Raw genomic sequence first — 26,505 nt, forward strand, 5'->3', positions numbered from 1 at the left:
CGCTCCCGCAACCCCTAGCCGGTGCGCCGGAGCCTGTCTATCCTGTTCCGAAGAGCAATCCGATCGGAAGCCAGATGCCACAGGATCGCCAGACCCTCATCTCCTCCGTGCAACGCGCGTTGAAGCTGGTCGACATCGTCGCCGCCGCCACCCGCCCGCTGCCGGTCAAGGCCATCGCAAACGCGGCGGGCCTGAGCCTCGGCACGGCCTACAACCTCACCCGCACGCTCGTGCACGAGGGCTACCTCGCCGCCGAACCCGACGGGCTGGTGCTCGGGCAGCATTTCCCGGGGCTGCGCGGCGCAGAGCACGCCGGCGTCTTCCTCGCCGTGGTGCGGCAGACCCTCCGTCAGGTCGCGGCGGAGCAGGAGGCGACGGCGTACCTCGCCCGGTTCAGCGCAGGCGAGGTACGACTGGTCGACATCGTCGACCACACGGGAGCGCCCCGCCCGGAGTTGTGGGCCGGGCTCGCCGACGGCGCCCGTTCCACGGCCCTCGGCCGGCAGATCCTGGCCCAGCTGAGCCGCGAGCAGCGGGCGGAATACCTCACCCGGCACCCTCCCGTGCGTGTGACCCCGAGGCCCCGCGCGGGCCAGAGCGCCCAACTCAACCATCTCCGGCGGGGCAGCGAATCCACCGTCGACCGTGAGGAATACCGGCTCGGACACTCCTGCGTCGCCGTGCCGGTGCGGGCACCGGGCGTGATCGCCGCCCTGGCCGTCACGGTGTCCCTCGACCGGCTCGACACGGGGCTGGATGCGATCAGCCGCCAACTGCGCACGGCCGCGAGCACCCTCGCGAACCAACTGGGCGGCGCGACCCGGCCCAAGTTCACCATCTGAAATCCGCCCGCTGCCTGCGCCGCGCGGTCCGGCTTACCCTGCGCTTGAGAAGCGATCCGATGCCGCACCACCGACTTCCGCGCGGTGGTCGCCGCGGGACGCTCGCCGCAGAACGCTGGAGGAGAAGCAATGACGCCCACCCATACACAGTCCCTGACCGGCCACTCGCAGGTCCTGACGGATGAGGTCCGCCGGGGACTGCTCAACACCATGGTCCTGATCAGAACGTACGAGGAGGCGATCCGCAGGGAGTACTACGCGGACAAACAACCGGCGTTCGATATCGGGGCGGGGTTGATTCCCGGCGAAATGCACCTCTCGGCCGGGCAGGAACCGGTCGCCGCGGGCGTGTGCGCCCACCTGAGCGCCGACGACGCCCTCACCGCGACCCACCGACCGCACCACGTCGCCATCGCGCACGGCGTTGCCCTGCGGCCGATGACGGCGGAGATCTTCGGTCGCGAGACCGGGCTCGGCCACGGCCGGGGCGGTCATATGCACCTGTTCGACCCGAGCACCCACTTCTCCTGCTCCGGGATCATCGCCGAGGGGCTTCCCCCGGCCCTGGGCCAGGCCTTCGCCTTCAAACGCCGCGGCAGCGACAGGGTGGCGGTGGCGGTGACCGGGGAGGGCGCCGCCAACCAGGGCGCGTTCCACGAATCGCTCAACCTGGCCGCGCTCTGGAAGCTGCCGGTGGTCTTCGTCGTCGAGGACAACGACTGGGGAATCTCGGTGCCTCGCAACCGTGCCACCTCGGTCCCCTCGAATGCGCTCCGCGCCGCGGGCTACGGGATGCCGGGCGTGCGGGTCGAGGACAACTCCGTGGAGGCCGTCTACGCGGCCGCGGCCGACGCCGTCGCCCGGGCCAGGGCCGGCGAGGGTCCCACCCTGATCGAGGTGCACACCCTACGGCTGTGGGGCCACTTCGAGGGCGACGCGGAGGGATACCGCCCGGAGCTGGCGACCGTGGCGGAGCACGACCCGATCCCCCGGTACCGGGACACCCTGCTCGCCGATGGCGTGCTCACCGACGCCGCGTACGAAGCCATGCGGGCCTCGGCCGTCGAGAAGGTCGAGGATGCCGTCGATTTCGCCCGCGGTTCGGCCACTCCCGACCCCCTCGATCATCTCGACTACGTCTTCTCCGAAGGAGCACCCTCATGACCGACACGATCTCCGCCCGACCGCTCGAGCTCCCGATCGAGCCCGACGCCGGCTCCCGCCGGCTGTCCACCGCCAAGGCCATGCAGGAGGCGATCGCGCAGCGGATGGACCGGGACGACTCGGTGTTCGTGATGGGCGAGGATGTCGGCCCGTACGGTGGGATCTTCTCGTCGACGAGCGGGCTGATCGAACGGTTCGGCCCGGACCGGATCCTCGACACCCCGATTTCGGAAACCGCGTTCATCGGGCTCGGCATCGGTGCCGCCGTGGAGGGCATGCGTCCGATCGTCGAGCTCATGTTCGCCGATTTCTTCGGCGTCTGCATGGACCAGATCTACAACCACATGGCCAAGATCCACTATGAGTCCGGCGGCAACGTGCGCGTCCCGATGGTGCTCATGACGGCAACCGGCGGCGGGTACTCCGATGGAGCCCAGCATTCCCAGTGCCTCTGGGGCACTTTCGCGCACCTTCCGGGCATGAAAGTTGTGGTGCCCTCGAATCCGTACGACGCGAAGGGGCTGATGACCGCTGCGATCGAGACCGATGACCCGGTGGTCTTCATGTTCCACAAGGGGATCATGGGCCTGGGCTGGATGCAGAAGAACCGGCGTGCGGTCGGGCCCGTTCCCGAGGAGGAATATCTCGTCCCGATCGGCAAGGCCAGGGTCGCCAGGGCGGGCACCGACGTCACCATCGTGACGCTGGCGCTCTCGGTGCATCACAGCCTGGACGTGGCGGAGAAGCTGGAGGCGGACGGAATCAGCGTCGAGGTGCTCGACCTGCGCAGCCTTGTCCCGCTCGACCGGGACGCGATCGTGCGGTCGGTCGCGAAAACCGGTCGGCTGATCGTGGTCGACGAGGACTACCAGTCCTTCGGACTCTCCGGCGAAGTCATCGCCGCGGTCGTCGAACGGGACCCGAGCCTGCTCAAGCACGTGGCCCGGGTCTGCGTTCCCGATGTGCCCATTCCCTACGCCCACCAGCTGGAATACGCGGTACTCCCCACGCCCGCCCGAATCGAAAAGGCCGTGCGGGACGCGATGGCAACATGACCGACATCCTCTTCCCCCGGATGTCCGACGATGACGACGCGACCGGGGTGCTGGTGACCTGGTTCGTCGAGTCGGGCGAGCAGGTGCAGCCGAGCACCCTGGTCGCCGAGGTCGCGATGGACAAGGTCGACGCCGAGGTTTACCCCGAAACCGGCGGGCTGATCACCCTGCTCGTCGACGAGGGCGCCCAGGTGGCACAGGGCACACCGATCGCGAACATTGCCTGACCGGCCAGGGCGCGGTCAGGTGGCTTCGGAGTCGAACGGGGCGGGTTGGGGCGCGGAGAGGGCCTTCTCGCGGGCCCGCTTGCGCTGCAGGTATGCGCCGTCGGGGTTCGGTACGGCCCGGGACACCGTCGCCGATTGCGCCTTCACCTCGCCGTCGTCGTCGATCAGGGCCTCACGGATGATGCGGCGCGGGTCGTACTGGCGGGGGTCGAGCTTCTTCCAGTCGACGTCGTCAAACTCCGGCCCCATCTCGTCGCGCATCCGTTCCTTGGCACCGTTCGCCATGTTCCGGAGCTGCTTGACCAGGCGCGCGAGTTGGGAGGCGTAGTGCGGAAGTTTCTCCGGTCCGAGCAGGAAGACGGCGACGATCCCGATGAGGAGGATCTTCTCGAACGTCAGACCAAACATTCCCTCAGAATAACCCCCGGCGAGGCCTCCCCCGACCAGCGCGGCCGCGCCTCTAGGCTGGAGTCAATCACCTACTGGAGTTGCGCTTGTCTGACAAAGATCTGAACTGGAAGTTCTCCGACGATTCCGTCGTCGAGTCCGACGCTGTGGCCAGGGCCAGGCAGCAGTCCCTCGAACTGGGAATCGATGCGATCTCCCCTGCCGTCGGAGCGCAATCGGCCGTGATCGCCGCGGCGACCGGCGCCCGCAGCATCCTCGAGGTCGGCACGGGGGCCGGCGTCTCCGGGATCTGGCTGCTCACCGGCGCGCCCGGCGCAACACTCACCTCGATCGACACCGAGGTCGACCACCAGCAGCACGCGCGGGCGAGCTTCGCCGAGGCCGGCATCCGTTCGAACCGGGTGCGCCTGATCACCGGCAAGGCGGCCGAGGTGCTTCCGCGGATGAACGAGAATTCCTACGACATCGTCTTCGTCGACGCCGACCCGCAATCGGTGATCGAGTACGTCGAGCACGGCCTGCGCCTGGCGCGACCGGGCGGAACGGTGCTCGTCGCCCACGCCCTCTGGCGCGGACGCGTCGCCAACCCGGCGCAGCGCGACGATGTGGCCACCGGCTTCCGCACCCTCCTCGCCGAGATCGCCGGGTCAACCGCGGTGATCAGCGCCCTGTCGCCCGTCGGCGACGGTCTGCTCCAGATCACCAAGATCCGGGCCTGACCCCCTCGGCCCGCCCGCCGGCCGGCCGAGGGGGTCAGGGCAAAAAAAATCGGCTGCGCAGCAGAACTGCGCAGCCGATCGCAACAGGCTATACGGTCGACTGGACCACACCGGCCAGCGCATCGTGAAGCTCTTTGGCCTCAGCGTCGTTCACGGAGACGACAAGTCGGCCTCCACCTTCGAGCGGAACACGCACGATGATGAGGCGCCCCTCCTTTACAGCCTCCATTGGCCCGTCTCCGGTCCTTGGCTTCATGGCCGCCATGAACTCCCCTTCCATTCATTCGTCTGAACTTCCATTATCGACCATCGAGGCGTCAGACAGTAATTAGGGGGGTGTCCAGTCCGCTCCGTCGACCCCCCAGCAGAGCAGGAGCCAGCCAATCTGGCCGGCGATGAAGAGCAGAACGACCAGCACCCGGTAGACCGGGCTCCTCGGCAGGGCAACGGCACCGAGCAGCGGGAACAGCGGTATCAGCAGCCGGAAGGTGCTCGATTGAGGGAAGAACACCGCGAGCAGGTAGAGCGCGTAGGCGGCCAGCCAGAACCGCAGGTCGACGCCCAGCCGGCGCACCGGAGAGATGAACAACAGGGCCGCGAAGCCGAGGATCAGGGCGGCAACGACGACGATGCCCAGCGGCATCCCCAGCCACCACACCCCGGACTGGAACCAGGCCGTGAACGGCACCAGCTCCTGGTCGCCGATGTACGCCGACCGCCACGCCAGCTCTGTGTCGGTGTACGCCGTCATCGACCCGGTCACCGCCCAGGCGATGACGGGCCAGGCCAGCCCGCAGACCGCGCTGAATCCGGCCACGAATAGCACCGTCACCCGCTCCACGACCGGGAAGGGGTCCCTGCCCCTGCTGAGCCAACGCTGCACCAGGTGCAGCCCGATGGCCAGGGCGAAGGCGAGCCCGCTCGGCCGGGTGAACGCCATCACCAGGATCACCGGGAAGAGCAGCACGTACCGCCGCTCCAACAGCAGGAGCAGGGCGAGGGTGAGGAAGAACAGGTGCATCGACTCGGCGTAGCCGAACTGCAGGATCGGCGACAGCGGGGCAACGCAGAACAGCACGGCGGCGAACAGGGCCGTCGACTCGCCGAGCACCCGGAGCATCAGCCGGTAGAAGAGCAGGGCGCTGCCCAGGCTGAAGGCGACGGAGACGAGCACGGCCATCGGCGCCCACGGCTGGTCGAGCACGATCATCAGCAGGCGCACCATCACCGGGTAACCGGGCATGAACGCCCAGGCGTTCTCGGCGATGTGCCCGTCGACCGTGACCGGGAGCACGGCCGGGTAGCCGGCCACCGCGACGATGTTGTACCAGCGTCCGTCCCAGATGTTCGCGAAGTCGGCGTAGCCCGGGCTCGCCGCGGTCCACGGGTTCGCGCCCTGCACCCGGGCAAGCAGCAGCACAAGCGTGGTCGTGACCACCCGGGATGCCGCCCAGATCGCCGCGACCCTGGCCCACCACGGCGCCGCGCGGTACCAGTCCGCCGGCCGGAACCAGACCGCCGGCCGGAACCAGACCGCCGGCCGCGACCAGACCGCCGGAGCGTCCGGGGTCAGCCTGCGGTTGCGGTCAGCCACGAACGGAGGCCGTCCTCACATTCCGTGATCTGGTGCAGGGCCACCCGCTCGTCGTCCGCGTGGGCCTTGAGCGGGTCACCGGGTCCATAGTTCACGGCGGGGATCCCGAGGGCGGAGAAACGGGCGACATCCGTCCAGCCGTACTTGGGGCGGGCCTCGCCGCCGACGGCGACGAGGAATTCCTGGGCCAGAACCGCGTCGAGGCCCGGGCGGGCGCCCTCGGCCATGTCGACCACGGTGATCTCGTACTCGCCGAACAGCTCGGTGAGGTGCGCAACCGCCTCGGCACCGGACCGGCTGGGCGCGAAGCGGTAGTTGACGTGCACCATGCACGCGTCGGGGATGATATTTCCGGCGATACCGCCGGAAATGCCCACGGCGTTCAGGCCCTCACGGTAGACGAGACCCTCAACCTCGACCTCGCGCGCCTGGTAGCCGGCCAGCACGTCGAGGATCGGGGCGACCTTGTGGATGGCGTTGTCGCCCACCCAGCTGCGCGCCGAGTGGGACCGCAGGCCGAAGGTGCGGATCTCGATCCGCACATTGCCGTTGCAGCCTCCCTCGACCTGGCTGTTGGTCGGTTCGCCGAGGATGGCGAAGTCGCCGACGAACAGGTCGGGGCGGTTGCGGGCGAGCCGGCCGAGGCCGTTCAGTTCGTCGGAGACCTCCTCGTGGTCGTACCACATCCAGGTCACGTCGACGGTGGGGTCGGTCAGCTCCGCGGCCAGCTTGAGCTGCACCGCCACGCCGGCCTTCATGTCCACCGTGCCGCGGCCCCAGAGGTAGTCGACGCCGTCGCGCGTCTCGAACCGGGTCGGCAAGTTCCCGTTGAGCGGGACCGTGTCGATGTGCCCGGCGATGACCACGCGCTGCGCCCGGCCGTGGTTCGTGCGAGCCACGACGGTGTCACCGTCTCGGATGATTTCGAGGTGTTCGAGCCCGGAGAGGGCCTGCTCGATCGCGTCGGCCAGGGCCGTCTCATTGCCGGATACCGACTCGATATCGCAGATCGCCCTGGTGAGGTCGATCGAGGAGGCGGACAGGTCCAGGGTGATCAGGTTGAGGGGCATTCTACTAATCTAGAGCCATGATCACCGCCGTGTCCCCGCAGTCCATCGTCCCCGTCAACGCCTGGGGGTATGGCCTGGCCACGGTCGCCGGTGACGGGACGGTGCTGGACACCTGGTTCCCGACGCCCCGACTCGGCACACTGCCGGCCGGCCGTGACCGTTGGATCGTGCCATCCGAGTTGGAGGAATTCGCCGGAGAGGACCCCCGCCGGGCCGTGCGGGTCGAGGCCGTCACCGTCGAGATCCACCTGGCCACCGCCCCGGCGAGCACCTCGGATGCCTACCTGCGCCTGCACCTTCTGTCCCACCTTCTCGTGCTCCCGAACAGCATCAACCTCGACGGAATCTTCGGCCACCTCCCCACCGTGGCCTGGACCAACGCGGGTCCGATGCTGCCGGCCGACTTCGCCCGGCTCCGTCCCGCGCTGCAGCGCGCCGGCATCCAGGCCTCCGGGATCGACAAGTTCCCGCCCCTCCTGGACTACGTCACCCCGGACCGGGTGCGCGTCGCGGATGCCTCGCGGGTGCGCCTGGGCGCCTACCTCTCCCCCGGCACGACGGTCATGCACGAGGGGTTCGTCAATTTCAACGCCGGCACCCTCGGGACCTCGATGGTCGAGGGCCGTGTTTCCCAGGGTGTCGTCGTCGGCGACGGCGCCGACATCGGTGGCGGGGCCTCGATCATGGGCACCCTGTCCGGTGGCGGCACCGAACGGGTGGCCATCGGCGCGCGCGCGCTGCTCGGCGCGAATTCCGGCGTCGGCATCTCCATCGGTGACGACAGCGTCGTGGAGGCCGGGCTGTATGTGACCGCGGGCACCAAGGTGACCCTGCCCGACCAGCCGCGCACGGCCGAGGGCAAGGCGCCCACGATGAAGGCCGTCGAGCTGTCCGGGGTTCCTGGCCTGCTCTTCCGGCGTAACTCGGTGTCGGGGGCGGTCGAGGTGCTCCAGCGCAGCGGCACGGGCATCCTGCTGAACGAACAGCTGCACGCCTAGCCGCTCCCCGCCCGGGGGTACGCTGCCAGTCACGAAGGAGTGATGTGGGAACCGACGCACCGCGCAGCAGGCGCCACCGCAGGATCAGGTCCGCCCTCGCCGTGCTCGCGGTCGTGCTCAGCCTTGCCCTGGTGGTCACCGGGCTGGGCGTGTGGACGGTCACCCGCTCGTTCCCGACCCTGTCCGGGCAGGCGACGCTGCCGGGGCTCGGCGCGGACGTGACCGTGTACCGCGACCAGGCCGGCATCCCGCAGATCGTGGCCGGCAGCGCAGGCGACCTGTTCAGGGCCGAGGGGTATGTGCACGCCCAGGATCGGTTCTGGGAGATGGACTTCCGCCGGCACGTGACGAGCGGACGGCTCGCGGAACTGTTCGGCAGGAGCCAGGTCGGCACCGACACGTTCATCCGCACCCTCGGCTGGCGGGCCGTGGCCGAGGCGGAGGTCGCGCTGCTCGACCCGGTCACGCTGGGCTACTACCAGGCCTACGCGGACGGCGTGAACGCCTATCTGGCCGGCCACGCCGGCGCGGACCTGTCCGTCGAGTACGCGGTGCTCGCCGTGCAGAACCCGGGCTACACGGTCGAGCCGTGGACTCCGGCCGACTCGGTTGCCTGGCTGAAGGCGATGGCCTGGGACCTGCGCTCCAATCTCGACGACGAGATCGACCGGGCCCAGCTCGCCGGCAACCTCACCCCCGCCGAGGTGGCCCAGTTGCATCCGAGCTACCCGTACGCCGCGCACCCGACCATCGTCGGCGGGATGCCGGCCGGTGCTCCCGTGGCGGCCGCGGCGGCGACCACCACGGCCCCGGCAGCGCCGGCCCTTGAGGCCGGTGCTGAGGCCGCGCTGGTGTCGTCCCTGGCCGGCCTTCACCGCACGCTCGCCGCGGTGCCCGAGCTGCTCGGCCCGGCCGGAGGGGAGATCGGGTCCAACTCCTGGGTTGTCTCCGGGGCGCACACCGCGACCGGCAAGCCGATCCTGGCCAACGACCCTCATCTGGGCCCCGTGATGCCGTCGGTCTGGTATCAGGTCGGGCTCCGGTGCGCCGCGGTCACCGCAGAGTGCCCGTTCGATCTCGCCGGCTACAGCTTCTCCGGGTTGCCGGGGATCATCATCGGCCACAACGCGAAGATCGCCTGGGGTTTCACCAACCTCGGCCCGGATGTCGCCGACCTCTACCTCGAGAAGGTCACCGGCGACAGCTACGAGTACGACGGCGTGGCCACACCGATCCAGGTGCGCAACGAAAAGATCAGCGTCGCCGGCGGCGACCCGGTCAGGATCACGATTCGGTCGACCGGGCACGGGCCGATCGTGAGCGGGCTCACGGGCAGCGCCTTCCCCGCCATCGCGGCCGACTACCCGGATGCCGTCGATCTACCGGCCGCCGGCGCGGACACCACGGGCGCTGAGCCCAGTGACGCGGGGACCACCTACGAGTTGTCGCTGCAGTGGACCGCCCTGTCGCCCGGACACACCGCGACCGCCATCTTCGCGCTCGGCGCTGCCACCGACTGGGCGACGTTCCGGCAGGCGGCCTCACTCTTCGATGTTCCCTCGCAGAACCTCGTCTACGCGGACGTCGAGGGCAATATCGGCTATCAGGCGCCCGGACTGATCCCGATCCGCCGAGCCGGTGACGGCACGGTCCCCGTGCCGGGGTGGACGAGCGAATACGGCTGGGACGGCTACATCCCCTTCGACGCGCTGCCGCAGTCCCTCAACCCGGCCAGCGGCTTCATCGTGACCGCGAACAACGCCCCCGTCGGCCCGGACTACCCCTACCTGATCACGGCGGACTGGGACCTGGGCTACCGGGCCACCGAGATCACCGCACGAGTGCAGGCGCTGATCGACGCCGGCACGCCGATGACCCCGGCCATGATGAGCGAGATCCAGGCCGACACCTACAGCCCGCTCGCCGCCCGGCTGGTGCCCGTGCTGCAGACGCTCAAGCCCACCACCCGAACCAGGGCGGCCCTGGCCCTGTTCGACGGCTGGGACTACCGGTTGGAGAGCGACAGCGCCGCAGCCGCGTATTTCAGCATCGTCTGGCGCAACCTGCTGGTCGACCTGTTCAACACCCGGCTCCCGGAGTCCACCCGGCTCGCCGGCGGCGACCGCGCCTACTCGGTGGTGATCGGCCTGCTCGACACCCCGGACTCGCCCTGGTGGAAGAACGCGAGGGTCGGTTCCGCGAGCCGGGACGGCATGCTCGAGCGTGCACTCTTGCAGGCCGCGCTCGAGGGCGAGCGGCTGATGGGTTCCGACCCGTCGCTCTGGCGCTGGGGAAAGATCCACACCCTCGAGATCACGAACGCGAGCTTCGGCAAGTCGGGCATCGCCCCGCTTGAGTGGTTGTTCAACCGTGGGCCGTACGAATTGGCGGGCGGATCATCCGTGATCGACGCGGTCGGCTGGGATGCCACGATCGGCTACACGGTCAACTGGGTGCCCTCGATGCGCCAGGTGGTCAGCCTGGCCGACTGGGACGATTCGACCTGGCTGAACCTGACCGGGAATTCGGGGCACGCGTTCCACCCGAATTACGACGACCAGACCGCGCTCTGGCAGCACCAGGAGACCAGGCCCTGGCCGTTCTCGCTCGCCGCCGTGCGGGCGTCCGCAACGGACACCCTGCGACTCACTGCGGGACCGTAGGCATCGCCCCGGCCCCGCCCTGATTGCCCCTGCTTGCTAGCGGTGCGGGAAGTCGCGCTCGGGCGAGCCGATGTAGAGCTGCTGCGGACGGCCGATCTTGGTCGTCGGGTCCTCGTTCATCTCACGCCAGTGCGCCACCCAGCCGGGCAGGCGTCCGATCGCGAAGAGCACGGTGAACATGCTCGTGGGGAATCCCATCGCCTTGTAGATGACGCCGGTGTAGAAGTCCACGTTCGGGTACAACTTGCGTTCCCGGAAGTAGTCGTCGTTCAGCGCGATGTGCTCGAGTTCCTTGGCGATGTCGAGCAGGTCGTCCTTGACGCCCAGGGCGGCGAGAACCTCGTCGGCGCTCTCCTTGACCAGGGTGGCCCGCGGGTCGTAGTTCTTGTAGACCCGGTGGCCGAAGCCCATCAGGCGCACGCCCTGTTCCTTGTTCTTGACCCGTTCGACGAACTTCTCCACGCCTTCGCCGGATGCCTTGATCTCGCCGAGCATCTTCAGCACGGCCTCGTTCGCGCCGCCGTGCAGGGGGCCGGAGAGGGCGTTGATCCCGGCCGACACCGACGCGAACAGGTTCGCTTCGGTCGAGCCGACGAGACGGACGGTCGAGGTCGACGCGTTCTGCTCGTGGTCCTCGTGCAGCATCAGGAGACGCTCGAGCGCCTTGCTCACGACGGGGTTGACCTGATACGGCTCGGCCAGCGTGCCGAAGATCAGCCGAAGGAAGTTGTCGACGTAGCCGAGCGAGTTGTCCGGGTAGAGGAACGCCTGACCGATGCTCTTCTTGTAGGCGTAGGCCGCCATCACCGGGAGCTTGGCTAGCAGGTGCACCGTGGCCAGTTCGACCTGGATCGGGTCCTTCGGGTCGAGCGAGTCCTGGTAGTACGCCGCCAGCGCCGACACGCCGGAGGAGAGCACCGCCATGGGGTGCGCGTTGTACGGCAGCACGTCGAAGAGCCCGCGCAGGTCCTCGTGCAGCAGGCTGTGCCGGCGGATGCGCTGGTCGAAGGCGTCGAGTTCGCTCGCACTGGGCAGCGCCCCGTAGATGAGCAGCCAGGCCGTCTCGAGGAAGTTGGAGTTCTGCGCGATCTGCTCGATCGGGTATCCGCGGTAGCGCAGGATGCCCTTCTCGCCGTCGATGAAGGTGACCGCCGACCGCGTCGCTGCGGTGTTGACGAACCCGGAGTCGAGCGTGATCAGGCCGGTCTGGCGGGTGAGGCTTGAGATGTCCAGGCCGGATGCGCCGGCCGTGCCGCGCACGATCGGGAATTCGGCTGACCCTCCGGGGAAGCTCAGTCTGGCCTGTTGCGGGTCGATGGACGGTGTTCGCTGTGCGTGTTCGCTCACGGCGGCTCCCTGGGTATCACTGAGTGTCACTGAGTATCACTGCCTCTCGGCGCGCGGTCTTCTACACAGCACACCGGTGTGGCTAGAGACGTCAACGCTGATACAGCCTAATCGGCTCAACCGCCTACTGTTGCATCCGATAGGAATGCCCTGATTTCATTGGTGATTATCCACAAGCCCTGGCCGGCGGCGCTGCGGGGCTCGAGGCCCGGTTTCGGTTCGGTCAGGCGCCCTTCAGCCGTTCCGCGGCGGCCGCGATCCGCTCATCGGTGGCGGTGAGACTGAAACGCACCTGCTGCGCGGAACCGGCACCGTAGAACGGGCCCGGACCGGCCAGGATGCCCAGGTCGGCAAGCCGCCCGATCGATTCCCAGGCGTCGCGCCCCTCCGAAGCCCACAGATACAGCCCGGCCTCGCTGCGTTGGATCCGAAAACCCGCCGCCTCGACCGCCGGCAACAACATCTCGCGACGTGCCCGGTAGCGTTCCTTCTGCTCGGCAACGTGGGCGTCGTCGCCCAGGGCCGCGACCATGGCGGCCTGGAGCGGAGCCGGGAGCATCAGTCCGGCGTGCTTGCGCACGGTCAGCAGCCTGCCGAGCACGGTGGCGCACCCGGCCGCGAACGCGCCACGGTAGCCGGCCATGTTCGACTGCTTGCTCAGGGAATAGATCGCGAGCACGTCGCGGCGGTCGGTCCCGATCACCCGCGGGTCGAGGATGCTGGGAATCGGGTCGGTCAGCCAGTCTCCGGCCCAACCGAGCTCGGCGTAGCACTCGTCCGAGACGATCACAGCGCCGAGCGATCTGGCCCGGTCGACCGCCTGGCGCAGCTCGGCGACCGTCAGCACGTTCCCGTCCGGGTTGCCGGGGCTGTTCAGCCAGACCAACTTCGTGGTGGCCGGCCAGTCGGCCGGATTGTCGGCGGCCACGGCATCCGCACCGGCCATCGCCGCGCCGATCGCGTAGGTGGGGTAGGCGGCGACGGGGTGCACGACCGTGTCGCCCTCGCCGAGGCCGAGCATGAACGGCAGCAGGGCCACCAGTTCCTTGGACCCGATGGTCGGCAGCACATTGGCCTCGGTGAGGCCGAGCACGCCGCGGCGCCGGGCATACCACTCGATGATGGCCCACTGCAGCTGCGGGGTGCCGGCGGTCTGCGGGTAGGCGTGCGCGTCGGTGGCATCGGCGAGCGCCTGCCGGATGACCGCGGGCGTCGGGTCGACCGGCGAACCGATCGACAGATCGACGATACCGTCCGGATGGGCGCGTGCCCGCTCGGCGAAGGGCACCATCTGGTCCCAGGGGTAGTCGGGCAGCGGCTTCAACAATGGACGGTTACACCTGGGGCGGCAGGACGGCGATGATCGGGTGGTCCTTGTGGATCACGCCGACCTTGGCCGCGCCGCCGGGGGATCCGACGTCGTCGAAGAATTCGACGTTGGCCTTGTAGTACTCGGCCCATTGTTCGGGCACGTCGTCTTCGTAGTAGATCGCTTCGACCGGGCAGACGGGTTCGCAGGCTCCGCAGTCGACGCATTCGTCGGGGTGGATGTAGAGCGAGCGGTCGCCCTCATAGATGCAGTCGACGGGGCATTCGTCCACGCAAGCGCGGTCCTTCACGTCGACGCACGGTAGGGCAATGACGTAGGTCACGGGTGACGAGCTCCCTTCACGAGCGGAAGTCCAATCCTATGCCGAACCGTGCCGGGCCGGAATTCGCGGCCAGGCGAGCACGACCGTGGCCACCAGGGTCGGCCCGATCGTCCACAGCGTGCCGGGCAGGCCCTCCGGCACGAGCACGGAGCCGCCCGCGCTGCGCAGCGACAGCAGAAAGATCGTGCCGAGCAGGCCGATCGCGGCAAGCAGCACGATCAGCCGGTCGCCGACGACGAGGCGCAGTCCGGCCAGCAGCGCGGTCACCCCGGCGAGCGAGAGGACCAGCCCGATCGGGATGACGACGGGGCCGATCGCGATCGTCGCCTGGTGCGCGATCGTGCCGAGGACGCCGAAGACCACGCCGACAACGAAGGCGAGCAGTCCGGCCAGCGCCCGGGCACCCGGGCCGGGCGCTGGCTCCGCCGCGGCCGGGTGCGGGGGAAGGCGAACGTAGGTCTCGGTCCCGCCGATGACCGTGCCGGCGGCGGTCATACCGCCGGTACCGGTCAAGGTGGCGGCCGACGGCACCGTCGGGCACACGGTGTGGTCCGTCACTCGCCAACGCCCCGGGTAGGCGGAGACGGCCCGCAGCTTCACGTCCACGTGGTCGCTCATGTCGATGGCGATCACCCGCTGGCCGATCGCACCGGAGACCCGCATGCTCCGGAAGATGGGGATACCCGCCGTGTGGGCGGCCTCGGTCGCGGCGGCCCGTAGCCGGACGTCGTCGGCGCCGAGCACGAGGGCGGTTGCGCCCACCTCGTCCAGCACGTCGGCCAGATGGGCGGTCAGAGCGCGGAGATCGTCGGCGGCGGCTTCGCCGGTGTTGCCGGCCGGTGTCGGCGCCGCCAGCATCCGCCAGTCGCTCACGCCCAGGCCGGCCATGGCGGCGCGCACGTCGGCGCTGGCAGCAGGGTCCTCGCCGGTGTCCCCCGCGGCCCGCACCCCGAACAGGACCACGACATCGGCGCCATCGGCGCGGAGTCGGGCGATCGTGCCGCCGGTGAGCAGCGCCTCGTCACCGGGACGGTCGTGCACGAACACGACGCTTTCTCCGCTGCCGGACATGACCATGGCTGGGCTCCCCTGGTAGGCGGCGGACAGACGCCCGCTGAAGAACCCTAGCTGGACAGGACGGCCACGTCGAAGTTAGAGTACCCTTACTTAGGTAAGCCTTACCATTGTCAGCGCTCCCCGATCCCCAGGAAGTCCCGTGCTCGCAAACTATCTGATCGGCCTGCGCGAAGGCCTCGAAGCGGCCCTGATCGTGACCATCCTCGTGGCCTACGTCGTCAAAATCGACCGGCGTGACGTGCTTCGCCGGATCTGGCTCGGCGTGGGCCTCGCGGTAGTGCTCGCCCTCGTGATCGGCGCGGCCCTCACCTTCGGCACCTACGGCCTCTCCTTCGCCGCCCGGGAGACCATCGGCGGCGTGCTCTCGATCGCCGCGACCGGGCTGGTGACCTGGATGGTGTTCTGGATGCTGCGCACGGCCAGGGACCTGTCCGGCCACCTCCGCGGCAGCATCGACCGTTCCCTGCTCGGGGCCGGGGTCGGCCTCGTCGTGGTCGCCTTCGTCGCCGTCGGCCGGGAGGGCATCGAGACCGCCCTGTTCATCTGGGCGGCCGTGCAGGCCACCGGGGAGACCACCATGCCCCTCATCGGCGCCGCCCTCGGCATCCTGAGCGCCGTCGGCCTGGGCTGGCTGGTCTACTCCGGCATGCTGCGGATCAACCTGGCGAAATTCTTCACCTGGACCGGCGGCATCCTGATCGTCGTCGCGGCCGGGGTGCTCTCCTACGGCGTGCACGACCTGCAGGAGGCCGGGGTGCTTCCGGGGCTGAACAGCCTGGCCTTCAACGTGAGCGCGGCGATTCCGCCGGACAGCTGGTTCGGCACCCTGCTCAAGGGAACCCTCAACTTCTCCCCGGTGACGACCTGGCTCGAATTGGTCGTCTGGACCGGGTACACGGCGATCTGCCTCAGCCTGTTCATCCGGGCGAGCCGGAACGGCGGCCGGGTGCGGTCCGCGCCTCGCCCGGTCGAGCCGGCGACCGAGCCCGTGGCCGAGCCCGTGCGCTGACCGGTTGACCCGGCATCCTGACCTCTTCCTCTACCGTTCCCACTCCCCAGCAAGGATTGCCTCATGCGCGCTCGCTTCCCCCTGCTCGGCCTCGCTTCGGCGGCCGGCCTCCTCGCCCTCACCGGCTGCGTCCCGAACGCCGGCACGTCCGGCGCCTCCCACGCCTCCCTCACCGTGGACAGCAGCGCGACCGCGTGCGCCGTCTCCGCCGCCGAAGCCCCGGCGGGCAGCGTGCGATTCACGGTCACCAACTCCGGTGACCAGGTCACCGAGTTCTACCTGCTCGCCGAGGACGGGCTGCGCATCGTCGGCGAAGCCGAGAACATCGGTCCCGGCCTGAGCCGCAACCTCGTCGTGCAGTTGGCCGCCGGCCACTACTTCACCGCGTGCAAGCCGGGCATGACCGGCGACGGCATCGGCAAGGCGGACTTCACCGTGACGGAATCGGATGCCGCCCCGAACCTCTAACCGCCCACCCGGCCCACCGGCACCAGATCGACGCCCCCTCGCCCCTTTCGCGAGAGTGCACTTTTCGCCCCTTCACGAATGCTGAGGGGGCGAAAAGTGCACTCTCGCGGTTGATGGCGGGGTGGGAGGGGGTTAGGTGCGGGGGGTTACCGTGTAGAGGAGGCCGGAGGGGTTGCCGGCGACGACCACGGCGAAGTTCGCGTCCCTCATGGCGACCACGCCGGCGGTGCCGACGGATGCCGACGGCGACTCATCGAGAACGAAACCGGCAGTCGTCAGGCTCGTCTTCACCTCGGCCAGCGGGTCCGCGGCCTCCGACTTGACCGTGACCACCCAGGTTCGTTTGCCGTCGACGGTGTTCGCCGAACCGAAGAACAGCGTGCCCTCGACCACGGGCACCTCGGCCGGCCACCCGGTCGGCAGCTTGCCCGAGAGGCTCACGTCGCCGCCGGTCGCGCCCTGCACGGCCCCGTTGACGGCACCACCGACCGCGTCGGCCGAGCAACCAGCCAGCAGCGGGCCGGCGAGCAGCGCGACGGCCACCGCCGCGACGATTCGGAGACGGGCGGAGATCGAATGGGGTGCGGTACTCATCCTGCGATGCTACGTCAGTTGGTCCGGCCGGCAGCACCTGACACCGGGTGGCCGGGCGCAGAGACGCCCGACGCAGGGCGGACAGGTCGAGTGGATCCCCACCGCAGAAACGCCGACGGCGCCGTTCCGGACGAATCCAGGACGACGCCGTCGGCGACTCTGAGCGTGAGCTAGTTCGCGTCCTGCTTCTTCAGGCGCGAGGTCTGACGCTGGCGGGCGGATGCCGCGAGCTCGACCTTGCGGATGCGCACCATGGCCGGGGTGACCTCGACGCACTCGTCTTCGCGGGCGAACTCGAGGCATTCCTCAAGGGTCATCTGCTTGGACGGGGTCATCGACTCGAAGGTGTCGGAGGTGGACTGACGCATGTTGGTCAGTTTCTTTTCCTTGGTGATGTTGACGTCCATGTCGTCGGCGCGCGAGTTCTCGCCGATGACCATGCCCTCATAGACCTCTTCGGTCGGGTTGACGAAGAACGACATCCGCTCCTGCAGGGCGATGATGGCGAACGGGGTGACCACGCCGGCGCGGTCGGCGACGATCGAGCCGTTGTTACGGGTGACGATGTTGCCGGCCCAGGCCTCGTAGCCGTGGAAGATCGCGTTGGCGATACCGGTACCACGGGTGTCGGTGAGGAACTGGGTGCGGAAGCCGATCAGGCCGCGCGACGGAACGATGAATTCCATCCGGACCCAGCCGGTGCCGTGGTTCGCCATGTTTTCCATCCGACCCTTGCGGGCGGCGAGAAGCTGGGTGATCGCGCCGAGGTACTCTTCGGGCGAGTCGATGGTGAGGTGTTCGTAGGGCTCGTGGATCTTGCCGTCAACGCGACGCACGACAACCTGCGGCTTGCCGACCGTGAGTTCGAAGCCCTCGCGACGCATCTGCTCGACCAGGATGGCGAGGGCGAGTTCGCCTCGGCCCTGGACCTCCCAGGCGTCGGGGCGTCCGATGTCGACGACCTTGAGCGAGACGTTACCGACGAGTTCGCGGTCAAGACGGTCCTTGACCATGCGCGCGGTGAGCTTGTGGCCCTTGACCTTGCCCATGATCGGCGAGGTGTTGGTGCCGATCGTCATCGAGATGGCGGGCTCGTCGACGGTGATGGTCGGCAGGGCGCGGGGGTCATCGGGGTCGGCGAGGGTCTCACCGATGGTGATGTCCTCGAAACCGGCGACGGCGACGATGTCGCCGGGTCCGGCGCTCTCGGTCGGGTACCGGTCGAGTGCCTTGGTGATCAGCAGCTCGGTCACGCGCACGTTGTGCACGGAACCGTCGTACTTGATCCAGGCCACGGTCTGGCCCTTGCGGATGGTGCCGTGGAAGATGCGGAGCAGGGCGAGACGGCCGAGGAACGGCGAGGCGTCCAGGTTGGTCACGTGCGCCTGCAGCGGGTGCTCGTCATCGTAGACCGGGGCCGGGATGTGCTCGAGGATCGCTTCGAAGAGCGGCTCGAGGTCGTCATTGTCAGGCAGCTGGCCGTTCTCGGGCTGGTTGCGGCTCGCCGCACCGTTACGGCCGGAGGCGTAGACGACGGGGACGTCGAGGATCGCGTCGAGGTCGAGGTCGGGGAAGTCGTCTGCCATGTCGCTGGCCAGACCGATGAGGAGATCCTGGCTCTCCTCGACGACCTCGACGATACGAGCGTCGGGGCGGTCGGTCTTGTTGACCAGCAGGATGACGGGCAGGTGCGCCTCAAGTGCCTTACGGAGCACGAAGCGGGTCTGCGGGAGCGGGCCCTCACTGGCGTCGACGAGCAGCACGACACCGTCGACCATGGACAGGCCGCGCTCGACCTCGCCACCGAAGTCGGCGTGGCCGGGGGTGTCGATCACGTTGATCGTGATGGGACCGTCGTTGGCGTGGATGCCCTTGTACGAAACCGCCGTGTTCTTGGCGAGGATCGTGATGCCCTTTTCGCGCTCAAGCTCGTTGGAGTCCATCGCGCGCTCTTCCACATGCGAGTGGTCCGCGAACGAGTTGGTCTGCTGGAGCATCGCGTCTACCAGCGTGGTCTTGCCGTGGTCGACGTGGGCGACGATTGCGACATTTCGGAGGTTATTGCGCGTGGCAATCGCCATGAAGTAAATCCTTACGAAGAATGATGCCGCAGAGTACCGCATGCGACGAAGAATGGATGTGTGTGGGCAAAGTCCGACCCAACGGATAATCCTACCGCACTCTCCCTGCCCGGACCCTGAGAGCGTCGGGTTCGGTCGCAAAAAACGCGAACGGGGCGGGAACCGAAGTTCCCGCCCCGCGTCGGTGTGGGTGCTGGTGCCTGGTAGGTCCAGCCGATGACGGTGCCCTTAGGCCCCGAGCGTGAGGTTTGCGCCGGGGATCGCGTTGAGCAGTTCCCTGGTGTAGTCCTGCTCCGGGTTGTCGAAGACCTTGTCGACGGTCGACGACTCGACGATCTTGCCGCGCTGCATGACGCAGACGTGGTCTGCGATCACGCGCACGACCGCGAGGTCGTGGGTGATGAACAGGTAGGTCAGCCCGAGTTCGGCCTGCAGGTCGGCGAGGAGCTTGAGGATCTGCGCCTGCACCAACACGTCGAGCGCCGACACCGCCTCATCGAGGATCACGATCTCCGGCTTGAGCGCGAGCGCCCTGGCGATCGCGACACGCTGGCGCTGGCCGCCGGAGAGTTCGTTCGGGTACCGGGTGGCGAGCACCGACGGCAGGGCAACCTGGTCGAGCAGTTCGTCGACCCTGGCCCGGCGCGAGGTCCGGTCACCGACGTTGTGCACCTGCAGCGGCTCGGCGATCGTGTTGCCGATGTTGCGCAGCGGGTCCAGGGATCCGTACGGGTCCTGGAACACCGGCTGCATGGTACGACGCAGGTCGAGGAGGCCGCGGCCGCGCAGCGTGGCCGTGTCCGTCCCGTCGATCGTTACCGTGCCGCTGGAGGCATCCTCAAGCCGGAGCAGGAGCTTCGCGACCGTGGACTTGCCCGATCCGGATTCGCCGACAAGCGCCATGGTGGTGCCACGTTCGACGGTGAAGGAGACGTCGTCGACGGCCTTGAAGTCCCGCGCGTCCCGCTTCGCGCCGCGGATCTTGTAGATCTTGGTCAGGGCATCGACCTTGATCGCCGGTCCACCGGTTGTCGAGGCGGCGGCCCGTCGGCCCGCACGAACCTCGGCGGCCTCGAGAAGGTCGAGACCATCCCCGGCGCGCGGGGCCGTGTGAGCCCGCTCGGTCAGGTTCTGGTGCGAGGACTGGATCCGGCGGGAAGCCAGGCTCGGTGCCGCAGCGACGAGGCGCCGCGTGTACGGGTGCATCGGATTCTCGAGGATCTCGCGAGACGGCCCGGACTCGACGACCTTGCCCTTGTACATCACGACGAGCTGTTCGGCGCGTTCCGCGGCGAGGCCCAGGTCGTGGGTGATGAAGAGCACGGCGGTGCCGATTTCCCGAGTGAGCATGGCCAGGTGGTCCAGAATGACCCGCTGCACGGTGACGTCCAGCGCGGAGGTCGGCTCGTCCGCGATGAGCAGTTTGGGCCGGGAGGAGAGGCCCATACCGATCAGGACCCGCTGGCGCATGCCGCCGGAGAACTGGTGCGGGAACTGGCGGAGCCGCTTGTCGGCATCCGCGAGCCCGGCTTCCTTGAGCACCCGGATGGCGTGCTGCTTGACCTCTTTACCGGTCGCGATCCCGTTTGCCCTGATGGCCTCTTCGACCTGGAAGCCGATACTCCACACCGGGTTGAGGTTGGCCATCGGGTCCTGGGGCACGAACCCGATCAGGCGTCCGCGCACCTCCTCGAGCCCCTTCTCGTCAAGCTGGGTCAGGTCGCGGCCCTCAAAGAGCACCTCTCCGCCCGTGATCCGGCCTGAGCCGGGGAGCAGATTGATGATCGCGTGGGCGGTCGTCGACTTGCCTGACCCGCTCTCGCCGACGATGGCGAGGGTCTGGCCGGGCATCAGCGTGATGTCAATGCCGTTGACGGCGGGAACGAGACCGTTCTGGGTCTGGAAACCGACCTGGAGGTTCTTGATCTCGAGGAGCGGCTTCACCGCTTCGGTCGTGGAAAGTGGCTCGCTCATCGAAGCGCCCTCGCCTTCGGGTCGAGTGCGTCGCGCACGACCTCGCCGAGCGAGATGAACGCGAACACGGTAACGGAGAGAGCGATGGACGGCAGGATCAGGGTCTGCGGGGCGACGCGGAGGTCGTTCTGAGCCTGGTTGATGTCGTTACCCCAGCTCATGATGTCGCTGCCCAGACCAACACCCAGGAACGACAGGCTGGCCTCGGCGACGATCGCTCCGGCGAGGGAGATGGTCGTGATCACGATCACGGGGGCGATCGAGTTCGGCAGCACGTGCTTGAGCAGGATCTTGAACCGGGACAGGCCGAGCGCCGTTGACGCCATCACGAAGTCGGCGTTCTTGACCCTGAGGATCTCGGATCTCAGCACTCGGGCCGTTGATGGCCAGGCGAAGATACCGATCGCGAGCGAGATGCTCCACACGCTCCGGTACTGGGACAGCACCGACATGATGACGACCGCGGCGAGGATGTACGGGATGGAGAAGAAGATGTCTCCGAGGCGGGACAGCACGGCGTCAATCCAGCCGCCGTAGAAACCGGAGAAGGCACCGAAGAGGATGCCCAGCGTCGTCGTCAGCACGATCACGATGAAACCGACCGACAGCGAGGTCGACGTTCCGTGGATGATCCGCGCGTAGATGTCACAGCCCTGCTTGGTGAAGCCGAGCGGGTGACCGTCGGTGGGCCCGCCGTTGCTGTTGCCGAGGATGCAGTTGTTGTTCGGCGGCGTCTGGGTGAACAGGCCGGGGAACAGCGCCACGAGCGCGACGAGGAGGATCAGCGCCGCGGAGATCCAGAACATCGGCCGACGGCGCACATCGCGCCAGGCGTCGATCCAGAGGTTGCTGCGCTTCTCGGCGACCTTGACGGCGTCGACGCCGACGAGCGGCGTCTCATCCAGGGGGGCGACGTAGTGGGTGCTGGAGCGTCCGTCGACGGGTGTGCCGTCGGTCGGCTCGCCAGTGAGATTACTTGACATAGCGAATCCTTGGGTCGAGCAGACCGTAGAACAGGTCCACCAGGATGTTGACGACGAGGTAGATCAGAACCATCACGGTGACGAAGGAGACCACTGTGGGACCCTCGCCGCGGATGATGGCCTGGTACAGGGTGTTGCCGACGCCGGGAACGTTGAAGATACCTTCCGTGATCGTGGCACCGACGAGGAGCACGCCGAAGTCGGTCGCGAGGTAGGTGACCACCGGGATGAGCGAGTTGCGCAGGATGTGCACGGGAATGACCCGGCGACTGCTGAGCCCCTTGCTGTACGCGGTGCGCACGAAGTCGAGCCCGGACGTTTCGATCACCGACGCGCGGGTGAGCCGCACGATCTGGGCGAAGCTGACACTCGCGAGCACCAGGGCCGGCAGGACGAGGTCCTGCAGGGGGGCGCCGCTGCCCACCGTGGTACGCGCCCAGCCGAGCCAGACGCCGAAGACATACTGGCCGACGAACGCGATCACGAAGATCGGCAGGGAGATCAGGATCAGGCTGACGGCCAGCGAGCTCGCATCGAACAGCTTGCCCTTGCGGAGGCCCGAGATGAGGCCGACGAGGATGCCGAAAAACGTTTCGAACAGCAGCGCCAGGATGGCAAGCCGCGCCGTGACGGGGAAGGTACGGGCCAGGATCGAGGTGACGGGTTCACCGGAGAACGACAGCCCGAAGTCTCCGCGGAAGATTCCGCCGAGGTAGATCAGGTACTGAACAAAGAACGGCTGGTCCAGGTGGTACTGGGCCCGCAACTGGGCCACGACGGCCGGGTTCGGCGTCTTGTCTCCGAAGAGGGCCACGATCGGGTCACCCGGCATGGCGAAGACCATGAAGTAGATCAGGAAGGTCGTGCCCAGGAACACGGGGATCGCCTGGAGGATTCGTCTGAAGATATATCCGGTCACGAGGCGCCTATGCCTTGCGGATCAATGTAATTGGTCATACGGGATGAGGAACCTATCTGTGATCGAGCAACCGGAGTTTATACAGATTACCTGCGTGGCGACGCGCTCCGGACAGTGCCAGGGCGCGTCGTACTTTCGTGTCGGTCATGGCGCGGGGGCGGTGACCTGGGTCATCACCCCCGCGCACGTCTAGTTCACCCTAGTCCTTGGTGATCTCGTTGAAGAGCGGAACCGAGTCCCAGCCGAAGACGACGCCGTGCACATCCGTCCCGACACCGCCCGTGACGTTGGCGTACCAGAGCGGGATGGAGGGCAGATCCTCAAGCAGGATCTCCTGTGCCTTCTGGAAGTCGCTGTTCGCCGCGGTCAGGTCGTTCTCGGCCGATCCCCGCGCCAGCAGCGCGTCGAATTCAGGGTTCGAGTACTCCCCGTCGTTGGACCCGGCGTTGGTCGCGAACGACGGCTCCAGGAAGTTGTATACGCTGGGGTAGTCGGCCTGCCAGCCCGCGCGGAACGCGGTCTGAATGCTTCGGTCGGCGATCGCGGTGCGGGACTGCGCGAACGTTGGCGTCGGTGCGCCGGACGCCTTGATGCCCAGGGTGTTCTTGATGCTGTTCGAGGCGGCGTCGACCCAGCCCTGGTGGCCGCCATCGGCGTTGTAGGCGATCTGGAACGTTCCCGTCCAGGGTGAGATGTCATCCGCCTCCGCCCAGAGCTTCTTCGCGGCCTTCGCGTCGAACTCGAGCACGTCGGAGCCCCGGAGGGTGTCGGTCCAGCCATCGATCACCGGCGACGTGAAATCGGATGCCGGGGTGCGGGTGCCGGAGAAGATGATCTCGGTGATCTCGTCACGGTTGATCGCCATCGAGAGGGCCGCACGACGCAGCTTGCCCTCCTCGCCGTCGAAGTGCGCCAGGCGCTCAGGGATCGTCACCGACTGGAAGATCGCGGCGGGCTGGTTGATCACCCGGTCACCCAGGTCGCTCTCGTAGGTGCCGTAGGCGCTGTCGGGGATCGAGTCGAGCACGTCGAGGTTGTTCGCGAGCAGGTCGGAGTACGCGGCGCCCTGGTTGGCGTAGAACGTGATCGACAGGCCGCCGTTCTTCGGCGCCCGTCCGCCGGCGTAGTCGGGATTGACGACGAGGTCGATCTTTTCATTGTGCTTCCAGGCCGTGGCGCCGTCGAGCATGTACGGGCCGTTGCCGATGGGGCTCTCACCGAACGCGGCCATGTCCGTGAACGCGGACGCCGGGAGCGGGTAGAACGCCGTGGCGCCGAGGCGCTGAGGGAAATCGGCGGTGGGAGCCGTCAGGGCGACCGTGAAGGTGGTGTCGTCGACGACGGTGAGGCCGGTCAGGGGGCTGTCCGTCTCGACGCTGTAGCCGGCGATATCCGAGAAGAAGGAGCTGCCCAGCTGGCTGTTGCTGAGCAGGGCCCCGTACTGCCAGGCGTCGACGAAGCTCGACGAGGTGAGGGCTTGGCCGTCGCTGAAGGTCAGGCCGGGCTTGATTTTAATGGTGAACGTGGTGTTGTCGTCAGTCGTGATCGTGTCGGCGACGTCGTTCACGCTCGCACCGTCTGCGTCGTAATAGACCAGGCCGGCAAAGATCGAGTTGACGATCTTCGCGCCGCCGGTCTCGATCGTGCTCGTCGGGATCAGGGGATTGTGTGGCTCCGACCCGTTCGTCGTGATGATCGCGGCCGGGTTCGGCGTCGACGCCGGTGCGGCGCCCCCACCCGCGCAGCCGGAGAGTGTGAGCGCTCCCAGCGCGGCCAGGGTAATGGCGGTGAAGCCTAATTTGGTGATGGTCATGTTTCCTCCTGAGCCGGGCGACGCACGCTGCGCGCCGGGCATACAGAAAGGGCGATGACAGTGCGTCATCGCCCTTTCCCCGTGCTCAGTTAAGACTAGCCCTTGGTGATCTCGTTGTAGATCGGGACCGAGTTCCAGCCGAAGTTCACGTTCTGAACGCTCGTGCCGTAGCCACCGGTGACGTTGGAGTACCAGAGCGGGATCGCCGGGAGGTCCTGAAGCAGGATCTCCTGTGCGGCCTGGAAGTCCTTGTTCGCGGAGTCGAGGTCGGTCTCGGAAGAGCCCTTCTTCAGCAGTGCGTCGAACTTGGGGTTCGAGTAGTCACCGTCGTTGGAGCCCGCGTTGGTCGCGTAGATCGGGCCGAGGAAGTTGAACAGACCCGGGTAGTCGGCCTGCCATCCGGTGCGGAAGGCGGTCTCGATGGTGCGGTTCGTGATCAGCGTGCGAGCTTCCTTGAACGTCGGGTACGGCGCGCCAACCGCGTCGATGCCGAGCGTGTTCTTGATGCTGTTCATCGTTGCGTCAACCCAGCCCTGGTGGCCGCCATCCGCGTTGTACGCGATCTGGAAGGTACCGGTCCACGGGGAGATCGCGTCGGCCTCGGCCCACAGCTTCTTCGCCTTGGTGGCGTCGAACTTGAGGACGTCGGCGCCCTTGAGCTTGTCGGTCCAACCGTCGATCACCGGTGAGGTGAAGTCGGAGGCCGGGGTGCGGGTGCCGGAGAAGATGATCTTCGTGATTTCGTCACGGTTGATCGCCATCGAGAGGGCTGCACGACGCAGCTTGCCCTCTTCACCGTCGAAGTGCGCCAGTCGGGCCGGGATCGTGAAGGACTGGAAGATCGCGGCCGGCTGGTTCACAGCCCGGTCGCCGAGGTCCTTCTCGTAGGTGCCGTATGCGCTGTCCGGAAGGGCGTCGAGAACGTCGAGGTTGTTCGCGAGCAGGTCGGAGTACGCGGCGCCCTGGTTGGCGTAGAAGATGATCGTGAGGCCACCGTTGGCGGGCTTGCGTCCACCGTCGTAGGCCGGGTTGACCACGAGGCTGATCTTCTCGTTGTGCTTCCAGGCGGTGCCGCTGCCCAGCATGTACGGGCCGTTGCCGACCGGGTTCTCACCGAAGGCGGCCATGTCCGTGAACGCGGAAGCCGGGAGCGGGCTGAAGGCCGAGTAGCCGAGGCGCAGCGGGAAGTCGGACAGCGCGGAGGTCAGGGTGACCGTGAACGTGGTGTCGTCGACGACCTTGAGGCCGGTCAGGGGGCTGTCCTCGTCATAGCTGAAGCCTTCGATGTCCTCGAAGAAGTAGCTGGAGAGCTGGGCGTTGCTGAGCAGCGCGCCGTACTGCCAGGCGTCGACGAAGCTCGACGACGTGACGGGCTCGTCGTTGGTGAACTTGAGGCCCGACTTGATCTTGATCGTGTAAGTCGTGTTGTCGTCAGACTTGATCGAGTCGGCGACGTCGTTGACGGGTGCGCCCTTCGCGTCGTAGTAGACGAGGCCGGCGAAGATGGCGTCGATGATCTTGCCGCCACCGGTTTCGTTGGTGTTGGTCGGGATCAACGGGTTCTGCGGCTCGGAGCCGTTCGTCGTGATGATCGCGCTTGCGTCGCTCGACGCCGCAGGCGTGCCGGCACCGCCGCCGGCGCAGCCGGACAGAGTGAGGGCCCCCACAGCGGCCAGAACAATGGCAGTGATGCCCAGTCTGTTGATCTTCAATTTTCCTCCTGTACAAAGTGAGCGCGGGGCTGGTTTGTGGCCAGGCTGACGCGCCAGATGATCTCGACCTTAGGGACCGTTCGCGCGCACTGCACCACGAAACGCAATAACGTTACCGAGGCGAAACACAACGCGC

General features: G+C 67.7%; 24 protein-coding genes. 9 read left to right on the forward strand and 15 right to left on the reverse strand.

The genetic code is table 11. The features are described from left to right. Positions 1-74 precede the first annotated feature (74 nt). The 4 genes from QMG61_RS03735 to QMG61_RS03750 all read left to right on the forward strand — a co-directional run bounded on the left by QMG61_RS03735 (position 75) and on the right by QMG61_RS03750 (position 3,288). The gene (locus QMG61_RS03735) at positions 75-842 is read left to right on the forward strand and encodes an IclR family transcriptional regulator (protein WP_283492995.1); all 768 of its coding nucleotides are present in this window, start codon (positions 75-77) and stop codon (positions 840-842) included. Between the two features lie 129 nt (positions 843-971). Beyond that, positions 972-2,006 carry a thiamine pyrophosphate-dependent dehydrogenase E1 component subunit alpha gene (locus QMG61_RS03740; protein ID WP_283492996.1) on the forward strand — a complete coding sequence of 345 codons (1,035 nt, stop codon included), beginning with the start codon at positions 972-974 and terminating at the stop codon, positions 2,004-2,006. Beyond that, positions 2,003-3,061 (forward strand): alpha-ketoacid dehydrogenase subunit beta, encoded by a 1,059-nt coding sequence (locus tag QMG61_RS03745; protein ID WP_283492997.1) that lies wholly within the window; start codon positions 2,003-2,005, stop codon positions 3,059-3,061. Before QMG61_RS03740 ends, QMG61_RS03745 begins: the two co-directional genes overlap by 4 nt. Then, positions 3,058-3,288 carry a biotin/lipoyl-containing protein gene (locus QMG61_RS03750; RefSeq protein ID WP_283492998.1) on the forward strand — a complete coding sequence of 77 codons (231 nt, stop codon included), beginning with the start codon at positions 3,058-3,060 and terminating at the stop codon, positions 3,286-3,288. The genes QMG61_RS03745 and QMG61_RS03750 overlap by 4 nt, the downstream gene beginning before the upstream one ends. A 15-nt stretch (positions 3,289-3,303) precedes the next feature. Here QMG61_RS03750 and QMG61_RS03755 read toward each other — a convergent pair whose 3' ends face one another. Continuing rightward, positions 3,304-3,696 (reverse strand): twin-arginine translocase TatA/TatE family subunit, encoded by a 393-nt coding sequence (locus tag QMG61_RS03755; protein ID WP_283492999.1) that lies wholly within the window; start codon positions 3,694-3,696, stop codon positions 3,304-3,306. Positions 3,697-3,782: 86 nt separating this feature from the next. On the opposite strand from QMG61_RS03755, the gene QMG61_RS03760 reads away from it, so the two are divergent. Further along, positions 3,783-4,415 carry an O-methyltransferase gene (locus QMG61_RS03760; RefSeq protein ID WP_134510621.1) on the forward strand — a complete coding sequence of 211 codons (633 nt, stop codon included), beginning with the start codon at positions 3,783-3,785 and terminating at the stop codon, positions 4,413-4,415. Between the two features lie 88 nt (positions 4,416-4,503). Here QMG61_RS03760 and QMG61_RS03765 read toward each other — a convergent pair whose 3' ends face one another. The 3 genes from QMG61_RS03765 to dapE all read right to left on the reverse strand — a co-directional run bounded on the left by QMG61_RS03765 (position 4,504) and on the right by dapE (position 7,079). After that, entirely contained in the window at positions 4,504-4,680 is a 177-nt protein-coding gene (locus QMG61_RS03765) for a DUF3117 domain-containing protein (protein WP_134365588.1), read from the reverse strand. Positions 4,681-4,743: 63 nt separating this feature from the next. After that, positions 4,744-6,009 (reverse strand): glycosyltransferase family protein, encoded by a 1,266-nt coding sequence (locus QMG61_RS03770; RefSeq protein ID WP_283493000.1) that lies wholly within the window; start codon positions 6,007-6,009, stop codon positions 4,744-4,746. Further along, entirely contained in the window at positions 5,985-7,079 is a 1,095-nt protein-coding gene (gene dapE, locus QMG61_RS03775; RefSeq protein ID WP_283493001.1) for a succinyl-diaminopimelate desuccinylase, read from the reverse strand. The genes QMG61_RS03770 and dapE overlap by 25 nt, the downstream gene beginning before the upstream one ends. Positions 7,080-7,096: 17 nt before the next feature. Between dapE and dapD the strand changes: the two genes are divergently transcribed. Then, positions 7,097-8,077 carry a 2,3,4,5-tetrahydropyridine-2,6-dicarboxylate N-succinyltransferase gene (dapD, locus tag QMG61_RS03780; protein ID WP_283493002.1) on the forward strand — a complete coding sequence of 327 codons (981 nt, stop codon included), beginning with the start codon at positions 7,097-7,099 and terminating at the stop codon, positions 8,075-8,077. A gap of 44 nt (positions 8,078-8,121) precedes the next feature. After that, positions 8,122-10,740, forward strand: coding sequence for a penicillin acylase family protein (locus tag QMG61_RS03785; protein WP_283493003.1), 2,619 nt, complete (start codon positions 8,122-8,124; stop codon positions 10,738-10,740). 36 nt (positions 10,741-10,776) lie between these two features. On the opposite strand, the gene QMG61_RS03790 is transcribed toward QMG61_RS03785, so the two are convergent. The 4 genes from QMG61_RS03790 to QMG61_RS03805 all read right to left on the reverse strand — a co-directional run bounded on the left by QMG61_RS03790 (position 10,777) and on the right by QMG61_RS03805 (position 14,816). Beyond that, complete coding sequence (locus QMG61_RS03790; RefSeq protein WP_283493004.1) at positions 10,777-12,087, reverse strand: citrate synthase; 1,311 nt, start codon at positions 12,085-12,087, stop codon at positions 10,777-10,779. 223 nt (positions 12,088-12,310) lie between these two features. After that, positions 12,311-13,411, reverse strand: coding sequence for a succinyldiaminopimelate transaminase (dapC, locus tag QMG61_RS03795; RefSeq protein WP_283493005.1), 1,101 nt, complete (start codon positions 13,409-13,411; stop codon positions 12,311-12,313). A 10-nt stretch (positions 13,412-13,421) separates the two neighbouring features. After that, on the reverse strand, positions 13,422-13,739 hold the full coding sequence (gene fdxA / locus QMG61_RS03800; protein ID WP_134510615.1) for a ferredoxin: 318 nt from the start codon (positions 13,737-13,739) through the stop codon (positions 13,422-13,424). A 36-nt stretch (positions 13,740-13,775) separates the two neighbouring features. Beyond that, positions 13,776-14,816, reverse strand: coding sequence for a PIG-L deacetylase family protein (locus QMG61_RS03805; RefSeq protein ID WP_283493006.1), 1,041 nt, complete (start codon positions 14,814-14,816; stop codon positions 13,776-13,778). 139 nt (positions 14,817-14,955) lie between these two features. On the opposite strand from QMG61_RS03805, the gene efeU reads away from it, so the two are divergent. Next, entirely contained in the window at positions 14,956-15,825 is an 870-nt protein-coding gene (efeU, locus tag QMG61_RS03810) for an iron uptake transporter permease EfeU (RefSeq protein WP_283493007.1), read from the forward strand. A 63-nt stretch (positions 15,826-15,888) separates the two neighbouring features. Next, on the forward strand, positions 15,889-16,293 hold the full coding sequence (locus tag QMG61_RS03815) for a cupredoxin domain-containing protein (protein WP_502846999.1): 405 nt from the start codon (positions 15,889-15,891) through the stop codon (positions 16,291-16,293). 132 nt (positions 16,294-16,425) lie between these two features. Here QMG61_RS03815 and QMG61_RS03820 read toward each other — a convergent pair whose 3' ends face one another. From QMG61_RS03820 to QMG61_RS03850, 7 genes are all read right to left on the reverse strand, one after another. Continuing rightward, a complete protein-coding gene (locus tag QMG61_RS03820; RefSeq protein ID WP_283493008.1) occupies positions 16,426-16,887 on the reverse strand; it encodes a hypothetical protein in 462 nt (153 codons plus the stop codon). 170 nt (positions 16,888-17,057) lie between these two features. Next, a complete protein-coding gene (gene typA / locus QMG61_RS03825) occupies positions 17,058-18,968 on the reverse strand; it encodes a translational GTPase TypA (RefSeq protein WP_283493009.1) in 1,911 nt (636 codons plus the stop codon). Between the two features lie 228 nt (positions 18,969-19,196). Continuing rightward, positions 19,197-20,942 (reverse strand): dipeptide ABC transporter ATP-binding protein, encoded by a 1,746-nt coding sequence (locus QMG61_RS03830; protein ID WP_283493010.1) that lies wholly within the window; start codon positions 20,940-20,942, stop codon positions 19,197-19,199. Then, complete coding sequence (locus tag QMG61_RS03835; protein ID WP_283493011.1) at positions 20,939-21,925, reverse strand: ABC transporter permease; 987 nt, start codon at positions 21,923-21,925, stop codon at positions 20,939-20,941. The genes QMG61_RS03830 and QMG61_RS03835 overlap by 4 nt, the downstream gene beginning before the upstream one ends. Next, positions 21,915-22,844 (reverse strand): ABC transporter permease, encoded by a 930-nt coding sequence (locus QMG61_RS03840; protein WP_283493012.1) that lies wholly within the window; start codon positions 22,842-22,844, stop codon positions 21,915-21,917. Before QMG61_RS03840 ends, QMG61_RS03835 begins: the two co-directional genes overlap by 11 nt. A 199-nt stretch (positions 22,845-23,043) precedes the next feature. After that, positions 23,044-24,657, reverse strand: coding sequence for a peptide ABC transporter substrate-binding protein (locus tag QMG61_RS03845; protein WP_283493013.1), 1,614 nt, complete (start codon positions 24,655-24,657; stop codon positions 23,044-23,046). A gap of 95 nt (positions 24,658-24,752) precedes the next feature. Continuing rightward, positions 24,753-26,369 (reverse strand): peptide ABC transporter substrate-binding protein, encoded by a 1,617-nt coding sequence (locus QMG61_RS03850; RefSeq protein WP_283493014.1) that lies wholly within the window; start codon positions 26,367-26,369, stop codon positions 24,753-24,755. Positions 26,370-26,505 lie beyond the last annotated feature (136 nt).

Source organism: Cryobacterium sp. PH31-AA6, assembly GCF_030063195.1.
GTDB lineage: Bacteria > Actinomycetota > Actinomycetes > Actinomycetales > Microbacteriaceae > Cryobacterium.